At 65.5% G+C, this 24737-nt stretch carries 22 protein-coding genes; 4 read left to right on the top strand and 18 right to left on the bottom strand.

All coding sequences use genetic code 11. The features are described 5' to 3' along the window. Positions 1-53 precede the first annotated feature (53 nt). The 4 genes from ACTIMF_RS06080 to ACTIMF_RS06065 form a co-directional block, all read right to left on the bottom strand. Complete coding sequence (locus ACTIMF_RS06080) at positions 54-848, bottom strand: IclR family transcriptional regulator (RefSeq protein ID WP_442349385.1); 795 nt, start codon at positions 846-848, stop codon at positions 54-56. Between the two features lie 85 nt (positions 849-933). Beyond that, the gene (locus tag ACTIMF_RS06075) at positions 934-1740 is read right to left on the bottom strand and encodes an SDR family NAD(P)-dependent oxidoreductase (protein ID WP_442349384.1); all 807 of its coding nucleotides are present in this window, start codon (positions 1738-1740) and stop codon (positions 934-936) included. A 55-nt stretch (positions 1741-1795) separates the two neighbouring features. Continuing rightward, positions 1796-2719 (bottom strand): biphenyl-2,3-diol 1,2-dioxygenase, encoded by a 924-nt coding sequence (gene bphC, locus ACTIMF_RS06070; RefSeq protein ID WP_442349383.1) that lies wholly within the window; start codon positions 2717-2719, stop codon positions 1796-1798. Positions 2720-2754: 35 nt separating this feature from the next. Then, positions 2755-3939 carry an acyl-CoA dehydrogenase family protein gene (locus ACTIMF_RS06065; protein ID WP_442349382.1) on the bottom strand — a complete coding sequence of 395 codons (1185 nt, stop codon included), beginning with the start codon at positions 3937-3939 and terminating at the stop codon, positions 2755-2757. Between the two features lie 151 nt (positions 3940-4090). On the opposite strand from ACTIMF_RS06065, the gene ACTIMF_RS06060 reads away from it, so the two are divergent. Beyond that, a complete protein-coding gene (locus ACTIMF_RS06060) occupies positions 4091-4591 on the top strand; it encodes a nuclear transport factor 2 family protein (protein ID WP_442349381.1) in 501 nt (166 codons plus the stop codon). Positions 4592-4636: 45 nt separating this feature from the next. Here the strand turns inward: ACTIMF_RS06060 and ACTIMF_RS06055 are convergent, their stop codons facing one another. Genes ACTIMF_RS06055 through sfnG form a run of 6 tightly spaced genes read right to left on the bottom strand, consistent with a single transcriptional unit; the run spans position 4637 to position 10512 of the window. Then, positions 4637-5065: a hypothetical protein gene (locus ACTIMF_RS06055; protein ID WP_442349380.1), complete on the bottom strand. Its 429-nt coding sequence runs from the start codon at positions 5063-5065 to the stop codon at positions 4637-4639. Beyond that, the gene (locus ACTIMF_RS06050; RefSeq protein ID WP_442349379.1) at positions 5062-5610 is read right to left on the bottom strand and encodes a flavin reductase family protein; all 549 of its coding nucleotides are present in this window, start codon (positions 5608-5610) and stop codon (positions 5062-5064) included. The genes ACTIMF_RS06055 and ACTIMF_RS06050 overlap by 4 nt, the downstream gene beginning before the upstream one ends. Positions 5611-5669: 59 nt before the next feature. After that, a complete protein-coding gene (locus tag ACTIMF_RS06045) occupies positions 5670-6842 on the bottom strand; it encodes an LLM class flavin-dependent oxidoreductase (RefSeq protein WP_442349378.1) in 1173 nt (390 codons plus the stop codon). A gap of 48 nt (positions 6843-6890) precedes the next feature. After that, on the bottom strand, positions 6891-8060 hold the full coding sequence (locus ACTIMF_RS06040) for an SfnB family sulfur acquisition oxidoreductase (RefSeq protein WP_442349377.1): 1170 nt from the start codon (positions 8058-8060) through the stop codon (positions 6891-6893). A 4-nt stretch (positions 8061-8064) separates the two neighbouring features. Beyond that, positions 8065-9300 (bottom strand): acyl-CoA dehydrogenase family protein, encoded by a 1236-nt coding sequence (locus ACTIMF_RS06035; RefSeq protein ID WP_442349376.1) that lies wholly within the window; start codon positions 9298-9300, stop codon positions 8065-8067. 45 nt (positions 9301-9345) lie between these two features. Beyond that, a complete protein-coding gene (gene sfnG / locus ACTIMF_RS06030; protein WP_442349375.1) occupies positions 9346-10512 on the bottom strand; it encodes a dimethylsulfone monooxygenase SfnG in 1167 nt (388 codons plus the stop codon). Between the two features lie 399 nt (positions 10513-10911). On the opposite strand from sfnG, the gene ACTIMF_RS06025 reads away from it, so the two are divergent. Beyond that, entirely contained in the window at positions 10912-12087 is a 1176-nt protein-coding gene (locus ACTIMF_RS06025; protein WP_442349374.1) for a Cmx/CmrA family chloramphenicol efflux MFS transporter, read from the top strand. Here ACTIMF_RS06025 and ACTIMF_RS06020 read toward each other — a convergent pair. From ACTIMF_RS06020 to ACTIMF_RS05985, 8 genes are all read right to left on the bottom strand, one after another. Then, positions 12084-13295 (bottom strand): hypothetical protein, encoded by a 1212-nt coding sequence (locus tag ACTIMF_RS06020; protein ID WP_442349373.1) that lies wholly within the window; start codon positions 13293-13295, stop codon positions 12084-12086. The two genes, ACTIMF_RS06025 and ACTIMF_RS06020, sit on opposite strands and share 4 nt — an antisense overlap. Before the next feature lie 135 nt (positions 13296-13430). After that, positions 13431-15593, bottom strand: coding sequence for a malate synthase G (locus ACTIMF_RS06015; RefSeq protein WP_442349372.1), 2163 nt, complete (start codon positions 15591-15593; stop codon positions 13431-13433). 110 nt (positions 15594-15703) lie between these two features. Continuing rightward, entirely contained in the window at positions 15704-16600 is an 897-nt protein-coding gene (locus tag ACTIMF_RS06010) for a 3-methyladenine DNA glycosylase (protein ID WP_442349371.1), read from the bottom strand. Then, complete coding sequence (locus tag ACTIMF_RS06005) at positions 16600-17676, bottom strand: hemolysin family protein (protein WP_442349370.1); 1077 nt, start codon at positions 17674-17676, stop codon at positions 16600-16602. Before ACTIMF_RS06005 ends, ACTIMF_RS06010 begins: the two co-directional genes overlap by 1 nt. Beyond that, positions 17669-19051 carry a hemolysin family protein gene (locus ACTIMF_RS06000; RefSeq protein WP_442349369.1) on the bottom strand — a complete coding sequence of 461 codons (1383 nt, stop codon included), beginning with the start codon at positions 19049-19051 and terminating at the stop codon, positions 17669-17671. The genes ACTIMF_RS06005 and ACTIMF_RS06000 overlap by 8 nt, the downstream gene beginning before the upstream one ends. Before the next feature lie 10 nt (positions 19052-19061). Further along, positions 19062-20501, bottom strand: a complete 1440-nt coding sequence (locus ACTIMF_RS05995) for a GuaB1 family IMP dehydrogenase-related protein (protein WP_442349368.1) — start codon at positions 20499-20501, stop codon at positions 19062-19064. Positions 20502-20564: 63 nt separating this feature from the next. Next, positions 20565-21506, bottom strand: a complete 942-nt coding sequence (locus ACTIMF_RS05990; RefSeq protein ID WP_442349367.1) for a M56 family metallopeptidase — start codon at positions 21504-21506, stop codon at positions 20565-20567. A gap of 53 nt (positions 21507-21559) precedes the next feature. Beyond that, complete coding sequence (locus tag ACTIMF_RS05985) at positions 21560-21952, bottom strand: BlaI/MecI/CopY family transcriptional regulator (protein WP_442349366.1); 393 nt, start codon at positions 21950-21952, stop codon at positions 21560-21562. Positions 21953-22234: 282 nt separating this feature from the next. Here ACTIMF_RS05985 and ACTIMF_RS05980 point away from each other — a divergent pair, with 282 nt between their 5' ends. Together ACTIMF_RS05980 and ACTIMF_RS05975 are read left to right on the top strand one after the other, a co-directional pair. After that, positions 22235-22654 (top strand): PaaI family thioesterase, encoded by a 420-nt coding sequence (locus ACTIMF_RS05980; protein WP_442349365.1) that lies wholly within the window; start codon positions 22235-22237, stop codon positions 22652-22654. A gap of 240 nt (positions 22655-22894) precedes the next feature. Further along, complete coding sequence (locus ACTIMF_RS05975) at positions 22895-24631, top strand: BCCT family transporter (protein WP_442349364.1); 1737 nt, start codon at positions 22895-22897, stop codon at positions 24629-24631. Positions 24632-24737 lie beyond the last annotated feature (106 nt).

Genomic DNA, 24737 nt, shown 5'->3' with positions numbered 1-24737 from the left:
CTCGTGCACGCCACATTCCCGCCTTGTGGGAAGAGCACCCGCCCGTGTCCGGCTCAGTCGTCTGCAGAGGACTCGATCATCGGGTTGACGCGCATATTGTGGTCGATCCGCTTCTTCGCAGCGAGCAGAATCGGTACCAGTCTGGTGTCGAGTTCTGCCAACGGCGCGCAGATCGAGATCGCGGCAGAAGTACGACGCGCCGTCGACGAGTCGTCGCTGGCCGCGCTGACCGTCGTGCCGAAACAGCCGACACCTGGAACGCTTTCGCCCCGCTCGATCGAGTATCCGCGCCTGCGGATCACGTCGAGCTCCTGTCGTAGTGCGGCGGTCGACGTGACCGTATCGGCGGTGAGTTCTGTCAGCGGCTCGATGCCGCGCAGGTAGTCGTCGGATTGGACGGCGAGCAACGCCTTTCCAACGGACGTGGTGTGTGCGGGCCGGTGCGCACCGATCCTGGTGGGCACTTCCCACTGGAAGCGGCCCGACCCGAGCTTCTCCCAATACACTGAGTCGGCGCCGTCGAGGTAGGCCATGTGCACGACGCGGCCAGTCTGCAGCTGCAGCCAACTCAACGTCGGCATCGCCCGGCGATAGAACCAGTGAGTCCGGAGGCCGTTGGTTCCCAGGCCGAACAGCCGGACGCCGAGCTCGTAGTTGGTGCCCACGCGGAAGAGCCATTTGCGACGCTCCATCTGAACAAGCAGTCGGTGGGTGGTCGATCGGGTGAGGCCGGTCCTCTCCATCACCCCGGAGAGAGTGAGAAAACCTGCCTCTTCGACGGCGTCGAGAATCATGTCGATTCGATCGAGCATAGACAGCGACGGTCCGTTGTCTCTGCCGTCCTCCATGGCGCCTCCAGCGTGGTCACAGGTCGAAGTCAGTCGGCGGAAGGCCTGCCCCCGATCACGGTAGCTGTCGGCCGACTCGGCACTGCTATCTTCCCATCATCGCGGCGACGGCAGCGGCCTCCGCCAGGACACGCTCGCCACGCGGGAACTGCGACCGTGCACGAGCACCCTCCTGTTCCGCATCGACCACCCACACCGGTCCGTCAGCGATATGAGCTAGTCCTTCACGAGCCACGTCGGCCGGCTCGGACACTCGAAGACCGGGGGCGTCGAAGTTCAGTCCGGCGCGGGCCATCGCAGGCGTGCGGGTGACGCCGAGGACCAACTCCACGACGTCGACGCCGCGGTCGCGCATCTCCCACCACAGTCCCTCGGCGAAGACGCGGCTGAACGCCTTGGCCGCCGAATATATGCTCTGATGACCGGAGCCGACGAAACCGGTGACCGAGCCGAGTAGGACGATGCCGCCGCGGCCACGCTCTGCCATGGGTTTGCCGAACAGCTGAACCAGTTCGAGTTGTCGGTCGATGTTCAGCGTCATCACGTCGCGGAACCGTTTCATGTCGCCGAAGACGAACTCGTTGCCGTACGTGTTGGCGCCTGCGTTGAAGATCAGCAGTCCCACTTCGCGGCCGGAGGTCGCCGCAGCTATGTTCGCTACCGCGTCGTCGGCCAACAGATCCTGAACGAGAATGCGGACGTCGGTACCGTGCTTGCGTGCCTGCTCGGCGGTCGACTCGAGCGCGTCTTTGTTGCGCGCGATCAACACCAGGTTCAGTCCCGACCTGGCCAGTTCGTCCGCGAAGACAGCACCGACCCCTTCGGACCCGCCTGCGATGACCGCCCAGGGTCCGTACTTCTCGGTGTCGATCGATGTCGATGTCGATGTCATGGGGTCGTCCTCCTGAATCGTGTGAGCATGAAGGTGGAAGCGGGGCGAAGCATCGTTATGAGATGACCGCGAGCGGCTCGCTCCCGGACCAGTCGTGGCCCCAATAGCTGTCGGCGGTTATCTCTTCGGTCGTGTACTGGCTCTCGTCGACCAAGACGCCGTCAGTGCCGAATTCGATGTCCCAGCCGCCGGGGGCCCGGACATAGAACGAGAGCATCTTGTCGTTGGTGTGCCTGCCCAGGGTCGACGACAGCGATGTGCCTTCAGTGACGACACGGTCTTGTGCCTGCCCGACGGTGTCGAGGTCGTCTACCTCGACCATGATGTGGATCAGACCTGGGCCCTGTTTCGGCGCAGGCATCATCGCGAGACTGTGGTGGCGCTGGTTGACACCGAAGAAGCGGATCCGCATCGGGCCAACTTCCGGCGGCGTCTCGAGCCGGAATGCGCCACGTGGCAGGAAGCCGAGGGTCTTGACGTAGAACTCGTACGCTTCATCCTGGTCTGGGACCGGGATCACCACGTGGCCGAGGCCTTGGGCTCCGGTCACGAAGCGCGCACCGAACGGAGTGATAACGGGACGGTGGTCCAGGACCGCGCCGAAGAACACCTCGAGCGGAATGCCTGCGGGGTCGGTGAAGGCGATGGCGGCCTCGACTCGACGGCTACTGGCTTCGTCCGGGGAAAGATCCCGGACTTCGATTCCAGCGGCGACGACACTGGCCCGAACGCGCTCCATACTCTCGCGGTCGCGGACCTCCCAACCGACGACAGCGACTTTGTCGGTATCGCCGGGACGGACGATTATCCGCGCGGCGCGTTCGTCGAGACGAAGGTATAGCGCATCGTCGTCGGGACCGGACCCCTCGGCGAAGCCGAGGACCTCCAGTGCCAGAGTGCGCCAGCGTGGCACGTCGGTGGTCACGATCTCGACGTAGCCGAGCGCCTTGACGTCGGCGCCATACGGGTGGGAAGTCATCATTGGTTCCTTTGCTGTGTGTGGGTGGAGACGCGTCAGATCATTTTTCGCAGCGGTCCCGCGGGTTCGGCTCCGAGCGAGCTGAGTGTGGCGGCGTGGTAGACCGTGTTCGTCGCGTGGATCGCATGGTGAATGCAGGCCTGACTGTCGCGCCAGAAGCGTTGCATCGGTTGATCCATCCGAAGGGCATTGCCTCCGCAGCGTGCATAGATCTCGTTCGCGGCGCGCGCTGCGCGCCAAGCTGCTCGTACCTGGGTGGCGCGGCCCGCGGCACGCTCAGCGAACGTCGGCGTGTCACCGCGCTCGGTGACGTCCCAGAAGTACTGGGCGTTGTCGATCAACTCGCGGCGGGCCGCCCGGAGATCCGCCATGTACTCGCCGAACTCGAACATGGTGTACGGGTCGTCTTTGACGTTGACGCCGTTAGCATCGATGCGGTTCGCCTGGTAGGTCGAAGCCTGCCGCAGCAATCCCTCGCAGATGCCGATCGTCGCGGAAGTAATGCCGAGCGGGAACATGTTCGACCACGGCATCTGATAGAGCGTCTGCGTGCGGTCCGATCGGCGTTGACCGTCGCCGCCGGACACGTCCTCCCATGACATCGTGCGGTATTCGGGCACACGGCACCCCTTGATGACCAGATCTTTGCTGCCGGTACCCCGGAGCCCGACGACGTTCCAGGAGTCGTCGACGATCGTGTAATCCGTGCGCGGGATGATCACGTGGACCATCTGCGGGGGCTGCGCCATGCTTCCGTCGGCGTTACCCATCATCGCGCCCAGGAACACCCAATCGCAGTGGTCGGTTCCCGACGAGAACTGCCACGAGCCGCTGAACCGATAACCGCCGTCGTCCTGGGGGATCAGGACGCCGCCGGGCATGTACGGGGAAGCCATCCAGATGCTGCTGTCGGTACCCCAGACCTCTTCCTGGACGCGGCGATCGTTGTACGCCAGCTGCCATGGGTGAACGCCGCACACGCCAAGTACCCATCCGGCGGCCGGGTCGAGGGACGCCAGCCTCATCACGGTCTCTGCGAAGTCGCGTGGATGGAACTCGTAGCCGCCGTAGTCGGCGGGTTGGAGCATCCTCATCGCTCCTGATTCCTTCAACAGCTGCACAGTCTTGTCTGTGAGCCTGCCGATGCGCTCGGCTTCGGCTCCCTGCGCGAAGAACTCGTCTGCGTGTTCGTTGATGTAGTCGAGAACCGTGTTCGGCATCCTTGTCTCCGATCATGGCGGCTGCGGTGCGCCGTGGTGTTCTACAGAATTTCTGACACCATGCTCACGTCTCATGTAGAACGTGATTCCGAAGTTCCCGCTCTACGGGAAGAGTGCCGGCCGGGCCCACAAATCCTGGCCGACTGGGTTCGTGGATAACACGGAGAATGACCGCGACGCAGTCGCCCGGACAATCGCTGAACTCAACGCCCGGGTGGCGTATCTGGAAGACAGGCAGGCCATCGTGGACCTCATGACCACCTACGGTCCGGCCGTCGATGCCGGAAGTGCCGATGCAGTCGCACGGGTCTGGACCTCCGACGGTGTATATGACGTCGACACCGGTGTGATGTGTGGGCGGGAAGAGATCGCCACGATGGTGCGGGGCGACATGCATCAGGGCTATGTGCGCGCAGGGTGCGCGCACATCATGGAACCTGGGCGCATTCGCGTCGATCGCGATACCGCAGTCGCCACCGGAAAGTCGATGCTGATCGTGCACGGTGGCGACGGTTTCACCGTGCTACGCGCCACCGCGAATCGTTGGGAATTGGTCCGAACCGACGAGGGATGGAAGTGCGCTCGTCGAATAGGCCGCGTACTGGACGGTCGTTCGGAGGCCCGCGAACTCCTTGCATCGGCGGGCGAGTGACCGCGCAGTCGGACGCCAGCAGTTCGCCAACTGCTGCAGTGTGCGTCAGGGGACCCCGACCTGGTCTCGGACGTCGACTCCCAACGCTGGCATGATCTCGGCCCTCACGTGCCGCACCAATGTCATCGCGGCCGGTCCGCGCAGCGTGACGCCGTCGGCGACGCCGGTCGCTACGATGTCGCGGAGCAGCCCGACGAGGGTTCCGACCGTGCCGGGATGCACGATCGTCCCGGTCCGCGCGCCCGGCGCCCACCCGGGGTGTGCGTCGGCGTACTCGGCGAACGCCTCCTTCACGGTGTCGGCGACGTGGACGTCGATGTCGACGAACACCGGCCGGGTCGACCGAGCGGTCGCTGCGGCGGCCTCGCCGAGGCTCGACGACCGTATTCGGGTAGGCGGTGCGTCCGCGGAGGAGTCGGTGAGTTCGGTCCAGGCGGTGTCGTCGGACTCGACGGCGATGCGTAGCACATTCATGCGGGGTGCTCCTGCTCGAGAAGGCGGAAACGGCTGTGGTGGAAAATGATCGGGTCGACGTCTGGAGTTACGAAGTGACCGTGCACGGCCAGTAGGGCGATCACGTGATCGCCTGCCGGAACCAGTCGGTCGACCCGAGTGTGAAACCCTGCCACCGCACCGTCCAGGTGGATCGCGCCGTCGTCGCTCGCCGCCCAGTCGGTTCCATCGAATCGCTCGGATGCGGGTCGGCGGAGTTGGTCGGCGAGCGCGCGCTGCCCGTGACCGAGGACAGTTACACCCCAGTAGTCGGCCTTGCGAAGCACCGGCAGGGTGGTCGATGTGCGGGCGATGTTCACCGAGACCAACGGCGGATCCAGGGACACCGAGGTGAACGACGACGCGAGCAGGCCGACCGGACCGTCCGGCCCCAGTGCGGCTACGACGACCAACCCGGACGGCACATGGCCGAACACGCGGCGAAGCTCGGCTTGATCGCTCGCCGCGGTGACCGCGCTTGGACTGGATCGTGTCGTGCCTGTGTGAGGTTCGGATGCAATAGTCATGGTCTCCCTACTTGCCTGGATTCCTGCGGTCGGGGTGCGTAGCGGCGGAATGGAGCGGATCAGCGTCCCGCCGGGACGAAAGGGGTGCCGGTACTCGTCGACAGCGACGCCCGCGCCCCGTCGAAGAGCCCGCGCCGGGTCAGTTCGGGGATGACCCCCTCGCCGAACCAGTAGAGCTCTTCCAGGTGCGGGTAGCCCGAGAGCACGAACTCATCGATGCCAACAGCCGCGTACTCGGCGATCAGGTCGGCGACTTCGGCGTGCGATCCGACGAGTGCAGTGCCCGCTCCGCCACGGACCAGTCCGACTCCCGACCAGAGGCCGGGGTACACCTCGAGGGCGCGCGGATCCCGCCACGACCCGTCGGCGCGATGCGACTCGTGCAGTGCGCGCATGGCGGCCTGCCCGGTCGATTCACTGCGGCCCAGCCCCGACTGCACTTGAGAGACGGTCTCCTCGTCGAGGGCCGACAGGAGGCGCCCGGCCTCAGACCACGCCTGCTCGGACGTGTCCCGAGCGATCACGTGGAGTCGGATGCCGAACCGTACGGTCCGCCCCTGCTGTTCGGCCAGGGATCGGATCCAGTCGATCTTCGCGGCGACGGCGACGGGCGGCTCACCCCACGTGAGGTAGACGTCGCTGTGCCGAGCCGCGACGGGGCCGGCCTCCGGGGACGAGCCGCCGAAGTAGATCGGCGGCACCGGATCCGGAAGTGATGGGATACTCGCGTTCTCGACGGTGATGTGCTCGCCGCGGAATGTCACGTTCTCGCCTGTCCACAGGCGACGGACGATCGACAGGAAGTCATCGGTGCGCGCGTAGCGGGACGCTTTGTCGAGGCTGTCACCGTACGCACGCTGTTCGGCGGGTTCGCCACCGGTCACCACGTTGAGCAGGATGCGGCCGGGCGCATGTTTGGCGAAGGTCGACGTCATCTGAGCGGCCAACGTCGGGCTGATCAGTCCGGGACGGAACGCCACGAGGAAGCCGATGCGTTCGGTCTCCCTCGCGAGCATCGCCGTAGTAAGCCACGCGTCCTGACACCAGGCGCCGGCAGGGGTGAGCGCGGCGGTGAAACCAAAGTCCTCGGCGGCTCGTCCGATGGACGAGAGGTATCCGATCGACGCGTCACGGTCGCCGCTCGCGACCCCGGCCGGCAGGCCGTGACCGCCGCCGACGATGAACCGCGAGTCGCCATACGTCGGCAGGAACCAATGGAGTTTTACAGGCATGTGTCGATATTCCTTTACAGCGTTTGCGAAGGTCAGCTCGTGTCGAGGTCATAGGGTTCCGTGGCTGGGCGGACGCTGCCCGTCGATCGCCCACCGTCCGAGATGTTGGAGTTTCCAACGCTCGGGGTCGTGCAGGGTGTGGGTGCGGGCATCACGCCAGAAGCGGTTGAGATTCGCCCGCACGGACGCAGTGCGTGTTCCGCCGAAGTCGAAGAGCTCGCTGCCGGCCCTCCGGGCGGCGCGACCGGCGGCCACCTTGGCCGCCGCGGTCGCCAGCGCCGCGTCGGCGATCGCGTCGGGAGTCGGTGCGGCGTCAGCTTCGTCGATCCGATCGGCCGCTTCGCGCAGCAGTGCTGTCGCAGATCGGACGATGAGTTCGAGTTCGCCCGCTTGGGCGAGGAGGAGCGGATCCTCGGCGGCCCGGTCGACACCGGCCTCGAACCAAGGGCGAGCCGCGGCTGTCAATTCGGGGACGAGGTCGAGAGCTCCCCGCGCGATCCCGACGTCGATTGCGGCATGCAACAACTGCGCCCGGGTGCCGTACGTGCTCGGTGTCGCCAGCAGTCGGGTGTAGTCCAGGACGAGGTCGGGGTCCACCGCCACGTCGTCCAGGGCGACGGTTCCGCTGCTCGTGGTGCGCTGCCCGAATCCATCCCAGTCGTCGTCGATCCTGATGCCGACGGCGCCGGCGTCGACATAGGCGACGACGCTGCCGCCGTCTGGCCCGAGCGCCCGGACCGCCAGGATGTCGGCGAAGAGCGCTCCGGTGGCATAGAACTTGGTGCCCGTCAGACGCAGCCCTCCGTCCCGGCGACGCAGCGTGGTCGCATCGTCGAGGACGGTCTTGCCGCCCCGCTCGGTCTGCGCGTTCGCCACTCGAGCGCCGTTGAGCACCCGGGAGAACAGATTCCTTTTGAGCACGTCGGACCCGACCCGACGGGCGGCGTCGAGGAACACGAAGTGACTGTGTGGGATCTGCGCCACGCTCGGGTCGACGGCGGCGACGATCGCGACGACGTCGGCGAGAGTGCGGGCTCCGAGCCCAGGACCACCGAACTCGACTGGCACGGTGAGTGCGAGGAGGCCGCTGGCCGTCAGTGTTGTGACCTCCTGGAACGGGAGGACGCGGTCGTTGTCGCGTGTACTCGCGCCCGCTGCGACAGTGGGTGCGAGTACACGGGCGGCGCTGACCGCAGACTCATGATCGGTGATTGCCACAGCGTCAGCTGTAGAGAGTGAACTGCGGAGCGCGAGCGTTCAGCACCCAGTCGCCGATCTCCCTGGCCTTGTACGCGACGGGATCGTGGACCGTGTGTGTGCGGAGATTGCGCCAATGCCGGTCGAAGCCGTACGCGGTCGTCGTGGCGCGGGCGCCCTGGATCTCGAACAGACGCGACGCAGCGTCCAACGAGACCTTGGTGGTGACGAACTTGGCTTCGGCGATCGCGATCGCGGTGTCGGCGCGCTGCTCGGCAGTCAGTGAGTCGCCGACGTCGAGAGCGCTCTGCAGGGCGTCGCCCGCCCGGTCGGCGAGGAGCGCGCCGCCTCTGATCTGGGCACGCAGCTCACCGATCGTCTCCAAGATGTACGGGTCGTCCCCCGCAGAATCGAGGCCGGAGGTCTCCCAGGGATTTGCGTTCAGTCGTGTCCAGTCGAGTGCCTCGTCGAACGCGCCCTCGGCGGTGCCAATGTAGAAGTTGACGAACGCGAGCTGCCAGTGCGGGGTTACGAGGGTCTGATAGGGAGTGAACGTGGGCGGTGACTCAGGATCTCCGAGGATCTCGCTCGCGTGAACCACAGCGTCGTCGAACACGACGCCGCCGGAATCGGTGAGACGCTGGCCGATGTTGTCCCAGTCGCCTTGCGGCTCGAACCCCTGCCGGTCGGTCGGCAAGGTCAGGAAAACCAGCGCGTCGCCGTAGGCGGCGGTCACCGACAGGCTGTCGGCGATGCTGGCACCCGAGGCGAAGGTGCGGCGGCCGTTGAGTCGGTATGCGTCACCGTCTTTGGTGAGTACCAGCCCGTCGGCACCGCGCGGGTTCTGTACTCCGCCCCAGAACAGCTTCTCCTGTCCGTTGCGACGGGAGATCGCCTCGGCCTGTTCGGGAGTCCCGAACAGGTGGGGGATCCGTTGCTGCGCATAGTGGTAGCCGATCAGGTGAGCGATCGAGGTGTCGCCGCGTGCGATGCGTCGGGTGATCTGCTGACTCTGCGCGTAGTTCAGTCCGGATCCACCGAATTCGATTGGCTCACCGACCTGCAGCAGGTCGTGTTCGCGCAGCAGAGCGATCTCCGCGGTGGGATCGGCGTTCGCGCGGTCGCGTTCGGCTGCGGTGGCGCGCAACTGCGCTGCGACGATGTCGGCGCGGCGGAGGGCGTCGGCGAATAGGTCGTCGCGTGTCGGGTCGTCGTGTGTGTCGATGCCGTGGGTGCGGCGGTCGTCATTGGTGATGGTCATGGTGATCCCCTTCGAATCTGGTGGTCGTGGGTGTGGTGCAGAAGGTCAGGCGGTGAGCACACCGTTGCGCGCCAACTCGGATTCGAGGCGACCGCTGGAGACGAGATCGGCTTCGAGTTCGCGGACGATCGGCAAGATCCGGGTGCCGAAGTATTCGACGTCCTCCAGGTAGTGCAGGAAGCCGAGCAGCAACAGATTCACGCCGCGTGCCTTGTAGGCGACGATGCGTTCGGCGATCTGTTCGGGTGTGCCGATGAGGCCGGTCTTGAAGCCGTCGTTGTACTGGACGAGGTCCGCGAACTCGGAGTCCGCCCACATCCCCTTCCCATCCGCTGCCGACGTACCGGCCTGCTTCACAGCGGACCCGAATCCGTCGACGGCTTCGCGGTCGGCCTTGTCGACGATCTCGCGGAGCACATCCCGAGCCTCTGCTTCGGTGTCACGACCGATGAGGAAACCGTTCAGCCCGAACTTGACCGTCCGGCCGTGGATCGCAGCCTCGGTGTTGACGTCGAGCACCTGTTCGGAGAGCCCGTCGAAGTCTTTGCCGTTGCTGAAGTACCAATCCGAGACACGGCCTGCCATCGCACGTGCAGCGGTGGAGTTTCCGCCCTGGAAGATCTCGGGATGCGGGCGGCCCGGCACGTCGACGGGTTTGGGCCGCAGGTCGAAGTCGTGCAGACGGTAGAAGTCCCCGGACAGTTCGGCGTGGTCGTCGGTCCAGATGCTGCGCAGGTACGTGATGAACTCCTCGGCGCGGCGGTACCGCTCATCGTGCTCGAGCCAGGGCTCGCCGAGCTTGGTGAACTCGTCCTTGAACCAACCGGAGACGACGTTCACCGCGGCGCGTCCCCCGGAGAGGTGGTCGGCTGTTGCCAGGAACTTCGCGAGGACGCCGGGGTGCCACAGACCCGGATGGACCGCAGCGATCACCTTGAGGCGTTCGGTCGCGAGTAGGAGCGCCAGCGAGAAACTGGTCGACTCGTGCTGATAGGCGGCACCGTACGACGAGATGTACCGGACCTGTGAGAGGGCGTAGTCGAATCCGCTGTTCTCGGCGAGCACCGCGAGACGGCGGTTGTAGTCGTAGCCCCAGTCAGTGCGCTGCTCGATCTTCGAGACGACAAGCCCGCCACTGACATTGGGCACCCAGTACGCGAACTGCAGTGGTGCGATCGCGGCCTCGAGGCGTTGTGAACTGATTTCGGGCATGACGAAATAGACCTCCTGAAGGTCTGGTGGTGGTGGTTTCAGCGGTGGCGGGGTTTCCCGACGATCACTCGGTCAGCGACATCGGATGTGGCTCGAGGTGGTCATGGGAAGAGTGTGCGCCCGGGCGAGCAGTACGTCGAGAAATTCAATCGTCGTGGTTTCAATACCGATGATGTTGCGCTCGATCCGGGCATCGGAGGTCGCTCGCAGTCAGTGCTGTAGCGTTTCTCGACATGGTGAGCCCTGAGTCAGACAGGTCGGGGGTCGTCGGTCACACCGTCGGCCCCATGAACCACTAGTTCCACACCCGCGATCAGCGTGGGCGGATATCTGGCGTAGGGGCGCCGGCCGTGGTGACAAGTAGAACCACTTTCTTGTTCTCTCACCTCGGAGCAGTCAATGCCCTTTGCCCTATACACTCTTGCCCTGGCGATTTTCGTCATGGGCACTTCAGAATTCATGCTCGCGGGCTTGCTCCCGGCGATCGCGTCCGAACTCGACGTCGCGGTCGGCACGGCGGGCTTGCTGACATCGGCGTTCGCACTGGGCATGGTCCTCGGTGCTCCCGTTATGGCGGTGTCCTCTCGCCGGTGGCCGCCGAGGCTCACGTTGATGGCCTGCCTCGTCGTGTTCGCGGGGAGCCACGTCGTCGGAGCGTTGACCCACGTGTTATCGCTCCTGCTCATTACCCGGGTGCTCAGTGCACTTGCAAACGCCGGATTCCTCGCTGTCGCGCTTAGCACTGCCATCACCCTCGTGCCGGCGGACCGGAAAGGCCGCGCACTTTCCATCCTGCTCTCGGGGACGACGATCGCAACTGTCGCTGGTGTACCCGGTGGCTCTCTGATCGGGGCAGCATTGGGCTGGCGAATGACATTCTGGACGATTGCCATCCTCTGCATTCCGGCGATCTTCGGAGTCATTCGAGGCATTACGGATAGTGCCGCCCAGGCCGAGACCGGCTCGTCGTCACCGAAGCTTCGCGCCGAGCTCAGCCAATTGGCGACGCGGCAGCTCATTCTGACCATGGCTCTCGGAGCGCTGGTCAACGCAGGGACCTTTGCGGCCTTCACTCATCTTGCGCCCATCGTGACCGAGACCGCGGGGTTGGCCGAGGGGTGGGTTCCCGTCGCGCTGGTGATGTTCGGCGTTGGATCGTTCCTCGGCATCACGGTCTCAGGGCGACTGTCAGATCAACGACCCGGCATCGTACTTGCAGTCGGTGGACCGTTGCTGCTGACCGGCTGGATCGCGCTGACCGCGCTCGCGTCGTACCCCGTCGTGCTGATGGTTCTCATCCTCGTTCAGGGCTTCCTGTCATTCGGCGTCGGCAGCACCGTGATCGCGCGAGTGTTGTACGCCGCGTCGGATGCGCCGACCATGGGCGGTGCGTACGCGACCGCCGCATTGAACACCGGAGCTGCCGCGGGGCCTGTACTTGCCGCGATCGTGCTCGCGGCCGGGCTAGGAGTGCTCGGTCCGGTGTGGGTCGCCGCGGCGCTGGCAGCGATCGCTCTCGCTTTCATGCATGAAATCCGGCCACGCTCACGTAGCGTCCCCGGACATCGCACCTAGGGGGCGGCGGCGGGAAGGACGAGCTTGCTGATGGCGACTGCGGCGGCCGGTTCGGGTGCGGGGAGTGAATCGGTCACGTCGCCGAACTTCACGGTCGCGGTCGCGGCGGGAAGGTGACCCGCGCCCCGGAATCCCATGCCGGTCAGGATATTCATCTGCGGGGGCTTGCGGACAAAGGTGAAGAACTCGGCGATTGCGTCGCCGACTTGCGCGGGAACCTGATCGCCGGACAGCTTGATGACGGGGTAGTCGGCTACCGGCGTGGACCCGGTCGGTGCGACGGCGGTGACGCGGGGCCGCTCGTCGGACTTCGTGAGGGAGAACAACCGCTGCTCGGTGACCGGGACCGCGCGGACCTTCGCGTCGGCCGGATCGCCTGCCGCGGCGATCGCCTCGACAGCGGCCTCGGTGGAACCGTCACCGATGCGCGGCGGTGCCGACATCAGCTGCTCGACTGCGCTGCGCACACTCGACCGGTTGACCTCGGCGAGCGTGAGCGGATCCTTCTTGTCGGCAGCCGCAGACGCGACTCCCTGCGCGGCGAGCGCCGTCGCGTCCGACTGCGGCCCGTTCGGCATGGCCATGCGCAGCGATCCCCAACTCCGCTGGCCGTACGCGGAGAGTGAGTTCGCCAATGTCAGGTCGGGCAGGTCGGACCAGCCGATGCGGCCGTTCGCGGCTTTGGCCAGTTCAGGTTCGACGGCGAGCCGGACGGGGGAGGACACCAACGACTCAGGTGGTCCCTGAAGCGCCTGCGCCCTCTCGGTCTGCAACGCAGCGGACCACACCGACGACTCCGGAACCCATGCGCCGGGGAAGGCACCGAACGACGTGGCATCCCATTTGCGGGCAGTGAGTCCTTCGAGAGTGGCGCGCGCGTCGGCAGGTCGGACCTGGATCGTCACACAGTGGTCGCGGACGATGGGGGAGGTCTTGTTGTAGTTCTGGGCGATCCGTTGCAGTCCCGGGGCGATGGCCGGATCGGCGACGATCGGCACCGTCGCCTTGCCCTCGACACACGACGCGGCCTCGTCGGTCGCCGTGTCGTCGATATGGTGACCGAGTTTGGTCCACGCCGTGATAACCGCAGCGATCAGGATCACGATCAACGCGATCGCGACGAGCGGTCGCGCGATGAACGGCGCGCGTGCGCCCGTGTGCTGCAGTCTGCCCGTCGGCTGCTCTCCACCCGTCGAATGCTTCGACACGCCGGTTCTCCTCTAGTCGTCCCGACACCTCAGTGTCACTCGTCAAACCTGTGTCACTCGTGAAAGAACCCGTTGTGAGAACACCGAGCCCGGACCGAATCCGGCCCGGGCTCGGTGTTCTCACCTTCGGGTATATCAGGCGTTGGCCGCCTTGTACTCGCGGCGCGCCCGGTGCAGGATCGGTTCGGTGTAACCGCTCGGCTGGGTGGTGCCCTCGAGGATCAACGCCTTCGCCGCGTTGAACGCGATGTTGGTGTCGAAGTCGGCAGCCAATGGGCGGTACTCCGGGTCGCCTGCGTTCTGGCGGTCGACGACAGGAGCCATCCGCTTGAGGGCGGCGACGACATCGTCTTCGGTGACGATGCCGTGACGGAGCCAGTTGGCCAACAACTGGCTGGAGATGCGCAGGGTCGCACGGTCCTCCATGAGCGCGATGTCATGGATGTCGGGCACCTTGGAGCAGCCGACGCCCTGGTCGATCCAGCGGACGACGTAGCCGAGGATCGACTGTGCGTTGTTGTCGAGCTCTTCGCGCTTCTCCTCGTCGCTCCAGTCCGTGGTCTTCGCCAACGGTATGGTCAGGATGTCGTCGACCGACGCGGGCTCGCGCTTGGCGATCTCGTCCTGACGCTCGAAGACGTCGACCTCGTGGTAGTGCAGAGCGTGCAGCGTGGCTGCGGTCGGCGACGGAACCCACGCGGTGTTGGCACCGGCAGTCGGGTGCCCGATCTTCTTCTCGAGCATGTCGGCCATCAGGTCGGGCATGGCCCACATGCCCTTGCCGATCTGCGCCTTGTGCTTGAGGCCCGCGGCCAGGCCGACGTCGACGTTCGAGTCCTCGTAGGCGTTGAACCAGGTCTGGGCCTTGATGTCATCCTTGCGAACGAAGGGTCCCGCCTCCATCGAGGTGTGGATCTCGTCGCCGGTGCGGTCGAGGAATCCGGTGTTGATGAAGACGACGCGCTCGGAGGCCGCGTTGATAGACGCCTTCAGGTTCACCGATGTGCGGCGCTCCTCGTCCATGATGCCGACCTTGATGGTGTTGCGTTCGAGTCCGAGCACATCTTCGACGCGACCGAAGAGCTCCGTGGTGAAGGCGACCTCGTCAGGGCCATGCATCTTGGGCTTCACGATGTAGACCGAACCTGTCCGCGAGTTCTGCAGGCCCTCAGCGCTCATACCGTGGATGCCGATGGCTGCGGTGATGAGCGCGTCCATGATGCCTTCGGGGACCTCGTTGCCCTCGGCGTCGAGGATGGCGGGGTTGGTCATCAGGTGGCCGACGTTGCGGACGAACAGCAGACTGCGGCCGTGCACCTCGTAGTCCGAGCCGTCCGGAGCGGTGTAGACGTGGTTCGGGTTGAGGACTCGCGTGAACGTCTTGCCGCCCTTGCTGACCTCTTCGGCCAGGTCGCCCTTGTTGAGGCCGAGCCAGTTCGTGTAACCGAGGACCTTGTCCTCGGCGTCCACCGCTGCGACCGAGTCCTCGAAGTCCATGATCGTGGTGATCGCCGACTCGACGGACACGTCCTTGACACCCGCGGCGTCGGTCGACCCGACCGGCGACTCCGCGTCGATCTGGATCTCTAGATGAAGACCGTTGTTGCGCAGCACGATTGCGGCCGGTGCCGAGGGCTCGCCGGTGTAACCGACGAAAGCGGACGGGTCGGCGAACGTGGTGGCGGATCCGTCGACTGTCACGACGACCTTGTCGCCGTCGACGACGTACGACGTGGCGTCGGCGTGGCTGCCCTGCTCGAGGGGCACGGCCTTGTCCAGGAACGCCTTGGCGAAGGCGATCACCTTGTCGCCGCGAACCTTGTTGTACGACGAGCCCTTCTCAGCCCCGTCGGCTTCGCTGATCGCGTCGGTGCCGTACAGAGCGTCGTACAGCGAGCCCCAGCGCGCGTTCGACGCATTGAGTGCGAAGCGGGCGTTGAGGATCGGGACCACCAGCTGCGGTCCGGGGACCGTGGTGATCTCTTCGTCGACGTTCGTCGTGGTGATCTCGAAGTCGGCAGGTTCGGGAACCAGGTAGCCGATCTCGGTCAGGTACGCCTTGTACTCGGCGAAGTCCGCGTCCTTGTGGTCGCGGTGCCACGCGTCGAGTTTGGTCTGGAAGTCATCGCGGATGGCGAGCAGCTCGCGGTTGCGGGGCGCGAGGTCGTTGATCACGGAGGCGGCGCCCGCCCAGAACTTGTCGGCGTCTACGCCGGTACCGGGAAGAGCTTCGTTGTTGACGAAGTCGTAGAGGACCTCAGCGACCTGCAAGCCGTTGACGGTGACACGGTTGGACATGACGACCTTTCCTGTGCGATCGGAAGGGGACGATCTCCGGCGCCGAGGGCGCTGGCTCGTCCCGGGTACGGATGCACCCTGCGTCGGCAATTGTACCCACTGGTAACTTGTCAGTTCCTGGCGGTGCGTGACGCCGCGTCGAGTGCCCGTGTGGCGTCGATGAGTTTATCGCGGAGGGCTGCTCCGCGTCGCGCGATCTCCGTCTGCTCGGTCACATAACGGGCACGCCCCTCGGGAGTCTCGATCGGCACCGGCAGGTATGGGTCGCCCCTCATGTCGAGGACGTCGGACAGGTCGTAGGGGCTCGCCCGCATATCGAGTTCACGGGCCGTGAGCGCCAGGTCGAAACAGTCCGCGAGCAGGTCCGCGCCGACCAACGGCGACAGTCGAAGGCAGTAGCGGTACATGTCCATCGTCGCGTGTAGGCATCCCGGTTGCTCGTTGGCCACGGTATCGGCTCGGGACAACTCGACGGCATTGCGACCTCGGGCCGAATCGGTGAAGAAGCGGAACGCGTCGAAGTGGGTGCAGAGCAGACGGTTGTCCTCGACGACGGCGTCGGTGCCCGCGGCGCCCAACCGGAGCGGGTTCCGATGGCGCTTCTCGTCGGTGCGGTAGACCATCGCCCACTCGTGCAGTCCGAAGCATCCGAGTCTGGGCGGTCGGGACGCCGTCGCCTCCAGGATGCGCAGCGTTCCGGCGACGAGGTCTGCCTTGTCCACGAGGTGATCCCAGGTGACCTGGGCGGCTCCGTCGCAGATCTGGTAGCCGCGCAATCCGTCGTACTCGGGTGCATCGAGCAGCACGGTCCCGAACCCGGGGTGCCACCGGGTGATCTGCGCGGGACGCGCTGCGTAGTAGGTGAACAGGAAGTCGATCACCGGATGGGTCGCTCCGGTACGGCGTGCCCGAAAGTACGGTCCGATCAATGTCTCGATGCGTGCCCGGTGCTCGTCCGCCCGTGCCGACCAGTCACTGCGTTCGAGGATCCGAGCGGGGTGGCCCATCAGATCCGGTGTGTCGAATCTCGGACATCGCCGACGAAGGCTTCGGCGAGGTCGGCGAGGGCGAGCATGCCGATGATTGCGCCGGAACCGTCCACGACAGCGGCCAGGTGTGCGCTGGCCTTCTGCAGCTGCGTCGCGGCCTCGTCGAGCGGCACCGACGCACTGATCTTCGGCAACGGACGGATCTTGTCGACGGCCACGAGCGAGTCGGCTTCGACGTTCGCGTCGAACACATCATCGAGAACGTCCTTGAGGTGGAGATATCCGATGTACGAGCCGTCGAGCCCGCGCACGGGGAACCGGGAGAACCCCGTCTCGCGGACCGCGTCCTCCACAGACCCGAGCCGTGGACCGAGGCCGCCGGTCGCGGGGTCCGGACGCAGTCGCACGCTGTGCACGTCGGACAGCGGGATCATTACCTCGTCCACGGTGCGTCTCACGGTGTCCAGGGCCCGCGTGAGTCGATCGTGCTCGCCCGCGTCCAGGAGGCCGAGCTCACGCGACTCACCGATCATCTGTGCGAGTTCCGTCTCGGTGACGGTCGACGCCAGTTCGTCTTTGGGTTCCACGCGCATCAGCCGGAGCGTGCCGTTGGCGAGAGCGTTGTACAGCCAGATCAACGGCTTCGCGATTCGTAGGAACCACAGGTGAACCGGGATCAGCAGCATCGCTGCACTCTCCGGGCCGGCCAGCGCGATGTTCTTCGGCACCATCTCGCCGACCAGGATGTGCAGCACGACGACGATGACCAGTGCGATCGTGAATCCGATCGGGTGCAACAGGCCATCGGGGACGTTCAGGAAGTCGAGCGGCTGTTCGATGATGTGTGCGATCGCGGGTTCGGCGATGCGGCCGAGGAGGATCGAGCAGATCGTGATGCCCAACTGGCAGCCCGCCAACATCAGCGACAGGTGTTCTGAAGCACGGATCACTGTTCGTGCGCGTTTCTTGCCCGCGTCCTCCAACGCCACGAGGCGGTCGCGGCGCGCCGCGATCAACGAGAACTCGGAGCCGACGAAGAAGGCGTTCGCGGCTAGCAGCAAGACTGCGAGAAGGATTCCGGACAGGTCACCCACGCTGCTCACCCCGTTCTGCCGTCGCGCTGTCGATCTGCGTCATCCACACCTGGTCGACGCGGCGCTGGTCCATGCGGACGACGGTGCCGCGCCAGCGCTGGACCGCCGTGTCGAGGTCATCGTCGCCGCTCGATTCACGGACTGGCAGATCCACGACGTCGCCGACTCGCGGAACCCGGCGGAGCTGGAACATGACCAGCCCGCCGAGTGTCTCGTATGCGCCCTCAGGTGCCCGGTACCCGATCGCGTCGTGCACCTCGTCGAGGCGAAGCAGCCCGGAGCAGCGGTAGCCGTTGCCGACTCGCGCGACCTCGGTCTCCTCGTTGTCGTGCTCATCGGTGACGTTTCCGAGGATCTCCTCGATGAGGTCCTCGCTCGTGACCAGGCCTGCGGTCCCGCCGTATTCGTCGACCACCACGCAGACTTCGAGTCCGTCGGCGGAGATGCGGGCCCGGAGCGCGTCGCCGTCCAAGGATCCGGGGACGCGTGTCACCGGTCGCGCGATCGACCGCAACTGGGTCGTGGTCTGCGTCGCGGTTGGCACCGTGAAGGCCTGTTTGATGTGCACGACGCCGACGAGATTGTCCAGGTCGCCGTCGTCGGCCACCAGGAAGCGTGAATGGCCGGTGCGGGAGGACGCAGCGATCAGGTCGCGCACGGTGTCTCCCGGTTCGAGGCTCTCCACGCGGACACGCGGAGTCATCAGGTCCTCGGCCGTCAGATCGCCGAAACGTAGTGACCGATCGACCAGACGTGCGGTGTCCGCGTCGAGTTCGCCCTGCAGCGCGGAGTTGCGGACCAGCGCGACCAATTCGGCTGCCGATCGCGCGGACTGCAGTTCCTCGGTCGGTTCGACGCCGAGACGTCGCACGAGCGAGTTGGCTCCGTCGTTGAGTCCGTTGATGGCATATTTGAAGACCTTTGAGAACACCATCATGGGGCCCGAGGTGGCGCGGGCCACGGCCAGTGGTTTGGCGATGGCCAGGTTCTTCGGAACGAGCTCGCCCAGCACCATGGACAACGAGGTCGCGATGACGAGAGCGAGAGCCAACGAGACTCCACTCTTCGCCGAACCGTGCAGGCCGGCAGCTTCGAGTACCGGGTCGAAGACCTTCGCCAGGACGGGCTCGGCGATGTAACCGGTGATCAGCGTGGTGATCGTGATGCCGAGTTGGGCACCGGACAGTTGGAATGAGAGAGATCGGTGCGCACGGTCGACCGCACGCGCACGGCGGTCCCCGCGCTGAGTGAGGTCGTTGGAGATCGTCGACCGCTCGAGGGCGGTCAATGAGAACTCACCGGCCACGAACAGCGCAGTGCCGAGGGTCAAGGCCACGAACCCGATGAGGCTCGCGACGATGATCAGGATGTCCATCGGGAGTCGGTCACCATCCCCCGGGGAGCGGTCGGCCCTCGGCGAAACCGGCGGCCGATTGGACGCCGAGGACGACCTTCTCGTGCAGTTCCGGCAGGCTCGTCGCTCCGGTGTACGTCGCAGTGGAACGCACCCCGGACGAAATGTGGTCGATCAGGTCCTCGACGCTGGGACGTTCGGGGTCGATGCGGATGCGCGAGGACGAGATGCCCTCCTCGAACAGAGACTTGCGGGCCCGGTCGTACGCGTTGTCGCCCGACGACCGGGCGGCGACGGCTCGTTTGGATGCCATGCCGAAGCTGACCTTGAACTCACCGGTCGCGTCGACGTGTAGATCGCCGGGCGACTCGTAGGTGCCTGCGAACCAGGAACCGACCATCGCGTTCGACGCGCCCGCGGCGACCGCCAAAGCCACGTCGCGGGGATGCCGGATACCGCCGTCGGCCCACACGTGGGCGCCTGCCTCGCGGGCGGCGGTCGCGCATTCGACGACCGCGGAGAACTGGGGCCTGCCGACGCCGGTCATCATCCGGGTGGTGCACATCGCGCCGGGGCCGACCCCGACCTTCACGATGTTCGCACCCGCCTCGATCAGGTCGAGAGCTCCGCGACGCGAGACGACGTTGCCCGCAGCGAGCGGCACGCCGAGATCCGCGCCGGCGACGGCCGCGAGAGACGAGAGCATCTTCTCCTGGTGTCCGTGCGCCGTATCGACGACGAGGAGGTCGGCGCCTGCTTCGACGAGAGCGCGGGCATTACCGACGACGTCGCCGTTGATCCCGACAGCCGTCGCGACGCGTAGCCGACCCTGCGCGTCGACGTTCGGCTGGTAGATGCCTGCGCGTAGTGCTCCGGTGCGTGTGAGCACCCCGACGAGCAGACCGTCGTCGTCGGTCAAGACAGCGAGGTCGGCGTTGGCATCGACGAGGGCGTCGAAAACTGCGCGCGGATCGGTGTCGGCGGACAGCGTCACCGGGATCGGGGTCATCGCCGAACGCAGGTCGGTGAACATGTCGATCTCGTGCCCCGCTGCGGCGCGAGCGATCAACCCGATCGGCCGGGTGTCGTCGTCGATGACCACCGCGTAACCGTGGGCGCGTTTGGGGATGAGGGCCTGCGCGTTCGCCATCAAGTCGTCGGCACGCAATGTCACCGGAGTGTCGGCGACGAGGTGCCGGGACTTCACGTCGCCGATCGTGCGGGCGGCGGCATCGATCGGGACGTCTTGGGGAAGTACGACGAGGCCGCCACGGCGTGCGACGGTCTCCGCCATTCGCTTTCCTGCGATCGCTGTCATATTGGCGACCACGAGCGGGATCGTAGTCCCGCTTCCGTCGTCGGTCGACAGGTCGACGTCGAAACGGGACGTCGCAGACGACCTGTTCGGGACGATGAACAGATCGTCGTACGTCAGATCGTGGTCGGGTCGGTGGCCTTCTAAGAAGCGCACGTCGATAGGCCTTTCAGCGGTGGGGTGTCAGCGGGGTGGACCGGGAATGTGGAACTTCGGGGCTCACAGATGAGACACGAGTCGATGGAGCTCGGTGAGCCACGGGATGGCGACGGCCAAGGTAGGGACGACGAGAATCGCCATCGCAAGCAGGTAGGCGGTCGCCGAGATCGCAGGCACCGGGCGGGTGTCGCAGAGTCGGCGGACTCGCGCGAGGGTGGTCGGTCCGCCGACCGCCATCGCTCCACGCGGAGCAGTCGCGTCCGCGCACGCCACTAGTGCACGGCCGACCGTCGCCGGGGCGGTCGCGTTGGCCGCCTGATCGTCGGCGAGGGCTTCGGCCAGCAGTTCCACCGCTCCGAGGGCGCTCCGAGAACGGACGAAGCGGGGGAACGCCTCGTGCAACGCAATGAATGCTTCGAGGACGAGATCGTGCCGAGCGCGCAGATGCGCCCGCTCGTGCTCGATGACGGCGGACAGCTCGTCGTCGGAGAGCCGACTCAACACTCCTTCGCTGAGCACCACTCTGCTGCCGCGAAGACCGGGCAGACAGTAGGCCAACGGTGTGGTGACGTCGAGCACGCGAATGTCGCGGCCACGTTCCCGGTGCATGTCGACGCGGTCGACGAGGTCGATGAGCACGCGATGTGCGTTGCGGCGCGCACGAGTGCGGACGCCGACTCGAAGGACGCTGTAAATGAGTTTCGCGCCGACTAGCAAGGTGAGGCCGAAGACGATCACGTACACGGTCCACAGCGGCCAGCCGAGGCGGTCGATCTCGTCGATCGGATTGGTCGTCGGGGCGCCGTTGACGCCGGGGGACAGGAGGTTCGCGGCGATGGCGAGACCGGTGCTGAACGCGGACAGCACTGCTGCCAACGCCACCGCCTGCCACAACGTCATGGCTGCGCGTGGAGCGTAGACGGGCCAGGACGCGTGGGCGAGTGCTTGTGGGATGGGACCGACCAGGGCAATGGTGAGGATGCCGAACAGCAGCGCGGTCATCGGCTTCCCTCTGGTAGTGCGGGCGAGCGGTAGCTCGCGGGTCGGTGTCGACTCTAGTGTTTCGAGCTGCGGGACGATTCCAATTCGTCCAACGCCTCCCGCAGCGCGGCGATCTCGTCGGCGTCGACTTGTCCGACGAACGACACGAGTGCGGCGTGCCGCGAACCCGGTGCCTCGGCGCCCTTGAGCGCGTCGACCATGAGGCTGGCGACGAGGTCTTCGCGGGGGCGCGCCGCTGTGTATCGATGTGCGCGGTCGTCGCGGATCTGGGTGACCAGTTCCTTCTTCGAGAGCCGCTGGAGCACTGTCATCACCGTGGTGTACGCGAGTGCTCGCGAACGAGAGAGCTCGGCGTGCACCTGGCGCACCGTCTGGGGCGTCGGCGACGCCCACAGGGTGTCCATCACTGCGCGTTCGAGCTCTCCGAGACCGTTCATCTTCTTCATCTTACGTCGACTCCCGTCGAAGGTCGTGTTGCCCTATCCCTTGTGGACAACGCTGCTGGTCTTGCGTTGGTTCCCGGTGTGGTTCGGGTCTCGTGAAACTAATCGTTTGACATGTAGGTAAGGATAACCTACATTCAATGGCAAGGATCGTTTGAGCGTCCTGAGGGCTGCAGAGACCTCCGATCCGCCGCAGTGGCCCCCGTGCTCGTATCGAGTGCGGGGGTCGCTGACTTTCCGGGGCCGGGTGCCCGCGGTCCACGTCGCAATGGCACGCTGACCGGTATGGATGAGCACCTCGATGAGCTGTTGGCGCGGGCACGGGAATCGGTCGGTCTGGATGCGCATATTGGCTTCGTCGTCGACGAGGTCTCCGGTGAACGCGTGACCGGAACACTGACGATCACCTCCGACCACCACCAGCCGTTCGGCATAGTGCACGGCGGAACGTACTGTGCGCTCGCCGAGAGTGCGGCGAGCGTGAGTGCGTTCTGTTGGCTTCAGGAGACCGGTATCGGCGGTACCGCGGTGGGCGTCAACAACTCGACTGACTTCCTTCGGTCCGTTTCCGACGGAGTGATCTCGGTGTCGACGTCGCCGATTCACCGCGGTCGTCGTCAGCAACTGTGGCAGGTCGATATGACCGATGAGCAAGGAAGACTCGTCGCTCAGTCTCGGGTGCGCATGGCAAACATCGAGCTGTGACTGACGGCTTTGCCGAGAAAATCGCCTGGAAACGATCGCGGCGCCTTTTACGTTGCGGTCAGTTTGCGAACCGTCCGAACCTGTTACGGTCAAAACGCTGCGACGGCGGCGGCCAGGACATAGCGGTCCGGGACGTCGTCGGTCAGGCGAGTGAAATTGCGTGGAGTTCGTTTTATTACATGGAGATTGTTGCGAAGGAGATCAGTGTCAACGCCGAGTAAGCCCGGGGCTACGCCGAATATGTCCAAGGACACTTCGCCTAAGGTCGCGCGTGCCCGGCCTCCGGAGAGGCCGACGCGCGACTGGATCGTCTTCTCGATCACGGCCGCGCTGTCGATCGCGTTCGTGGTCTGGGGGTTCCTCGACAAGGAGGGGCTCAAGACGATCTCGGCGGACGCCCAGAACGGGGTCATCAAGTACCTCGGTTGGTTGTTCGTCCTCGCGACGACCGGCTTCGTGATCTTCGTGATCTGGCTGGCGATCAGTAAGTACGGCCGTATCCGCTTGGGCAAGGACGACGAGGGGCCGGAGTTCCGGACGAGTTCGTGGATCGCGATGATGTTCAGCGCGGGCATGGGCATCGGACTCATGTTCTTCGGTGTCGCCGAACCGCTGACGTACTACGTGTCGCCGCCGCCGGGAACGGCCGACCCGGAGACGGTCGAGGCATTCAAGACCGCCATGGCGACCACGATGTTCCACTGGGGACTCCAGCCGTGGGCGATCTACGCGGTTGTCGGCCTGGCCATCGGCTACGGCATGTACCGCAAGGGGCGCTCGCAGTTGCTGTCCGCGGCATTCACGTCGCTGTTCGGCGACCGGGCGAATGGTCCTGCAGGCAAGGTCATCGACATCCTCGCGATCTTCGCGACCCTCTTCGGCTCGGCGGCGTCGCTGGGTCTCGGCGCGCTGCAGATCGGTGACGGCCTGAAATTCGCGGGCTGGGTCGGTGAGGTCGGCACACCGATCCTCGTCGTTGTCATCGCCGTGTTGACCTGCTGCTTCATCCTGTCGGCCGTCTCGGGCATCGCCCGGGGCATTCAGTGGCTGTCGAACATCAACATGGTCCTGGCGCTGGTGCTGGCCGTCTTCGTGTTCGTCGTCGGTCCGACCCTGCTGATATTGAACCTGATCCCGAGTGCGCTCGGTGACTACATCCAGGACTACGTCGCGATGAGTTCGCGGACCGGTGCCGACGGCGACGCCGAACTCGCCAAGTGGCTGTCCACGTGGACCATCTTCTACTGGGCCTGGTGGATCTCGTGGACACCGTTCGTCGGCATGTTCATCGCGCGGATCAGCCGCGGTCGCACGATCCGTCAGTTCGTGACCGGCGTGCTGCTGGTTCCGACGATGGTGAGCCTGGTCTGGTTCTGTGTCTTCGGCGGTGCAGCCATTCGCCAGCAGGAGCAGGTCGGCGATCTCGTCAAGGATCCGAACGACATCAACTCGACGGGCGCGTTGTTCGACCTTCTGGACACGATGCCGTGGTCGGGGGTGACCGCGGTCCTGGTCATGCTGCTCGTGGCGATCTTCTTCGTGTCGGGCGCCGACTCTGCATCGATCGTCATGGGGTCGTTGTCGGAGAAGGGCGCGCATGAGCCGCGCAAGCCGACTGTCATCTTCTGGGGTGTCCTGACCGGTGCCGTCGCTGCGATCATGCTGCTCATCGGCGGCGGTGGCAGCACGGCGCTCGACGGGCTGCAGTCGATCACGATCATCGCCTCGGTTCCGTTCGTCATCGTCATGCTGGTGCTCTGTGTCGCCTTGTACAAGGATCTGCGCACGGACCGGGTGATGAAGGTAGAGAGCCGAAGTTCGTTGCTCGTCGAACGCGCCGTCGCCATCGGCGAAGACAGCTACGGCGACGACTTCGACCTCGTCACCACGTACAGCGAGACCGGCACCCAGCCGGTCATCCACGACGGTGTCGACCCTGAGCCAGAGCCCGATACTGATACCGAGAAGATGACGTAGCCTCGGCTGTTTCGACTACGCGTCAAGCGTCGCCCTCCCGCTACTAGTTCGGACTAGTAGCGGGAGGCGACGCTTGTAGCGTTTACGGGGTGACGATGCCCGTCGA

The organism is Gordonia sp. (in: high G+C Gram-positive bacteria), from assembly GCF_052106715.1.
Classification (GTDB): domain Bacteria; phylum Actinomycetota; class Actinomycetes; order Mycobacteriales; family Mycobacteriaceae; genus Gordonia.
This window is presented reverse-complemented; position numbering and strand designations above follow the sequence as displayed.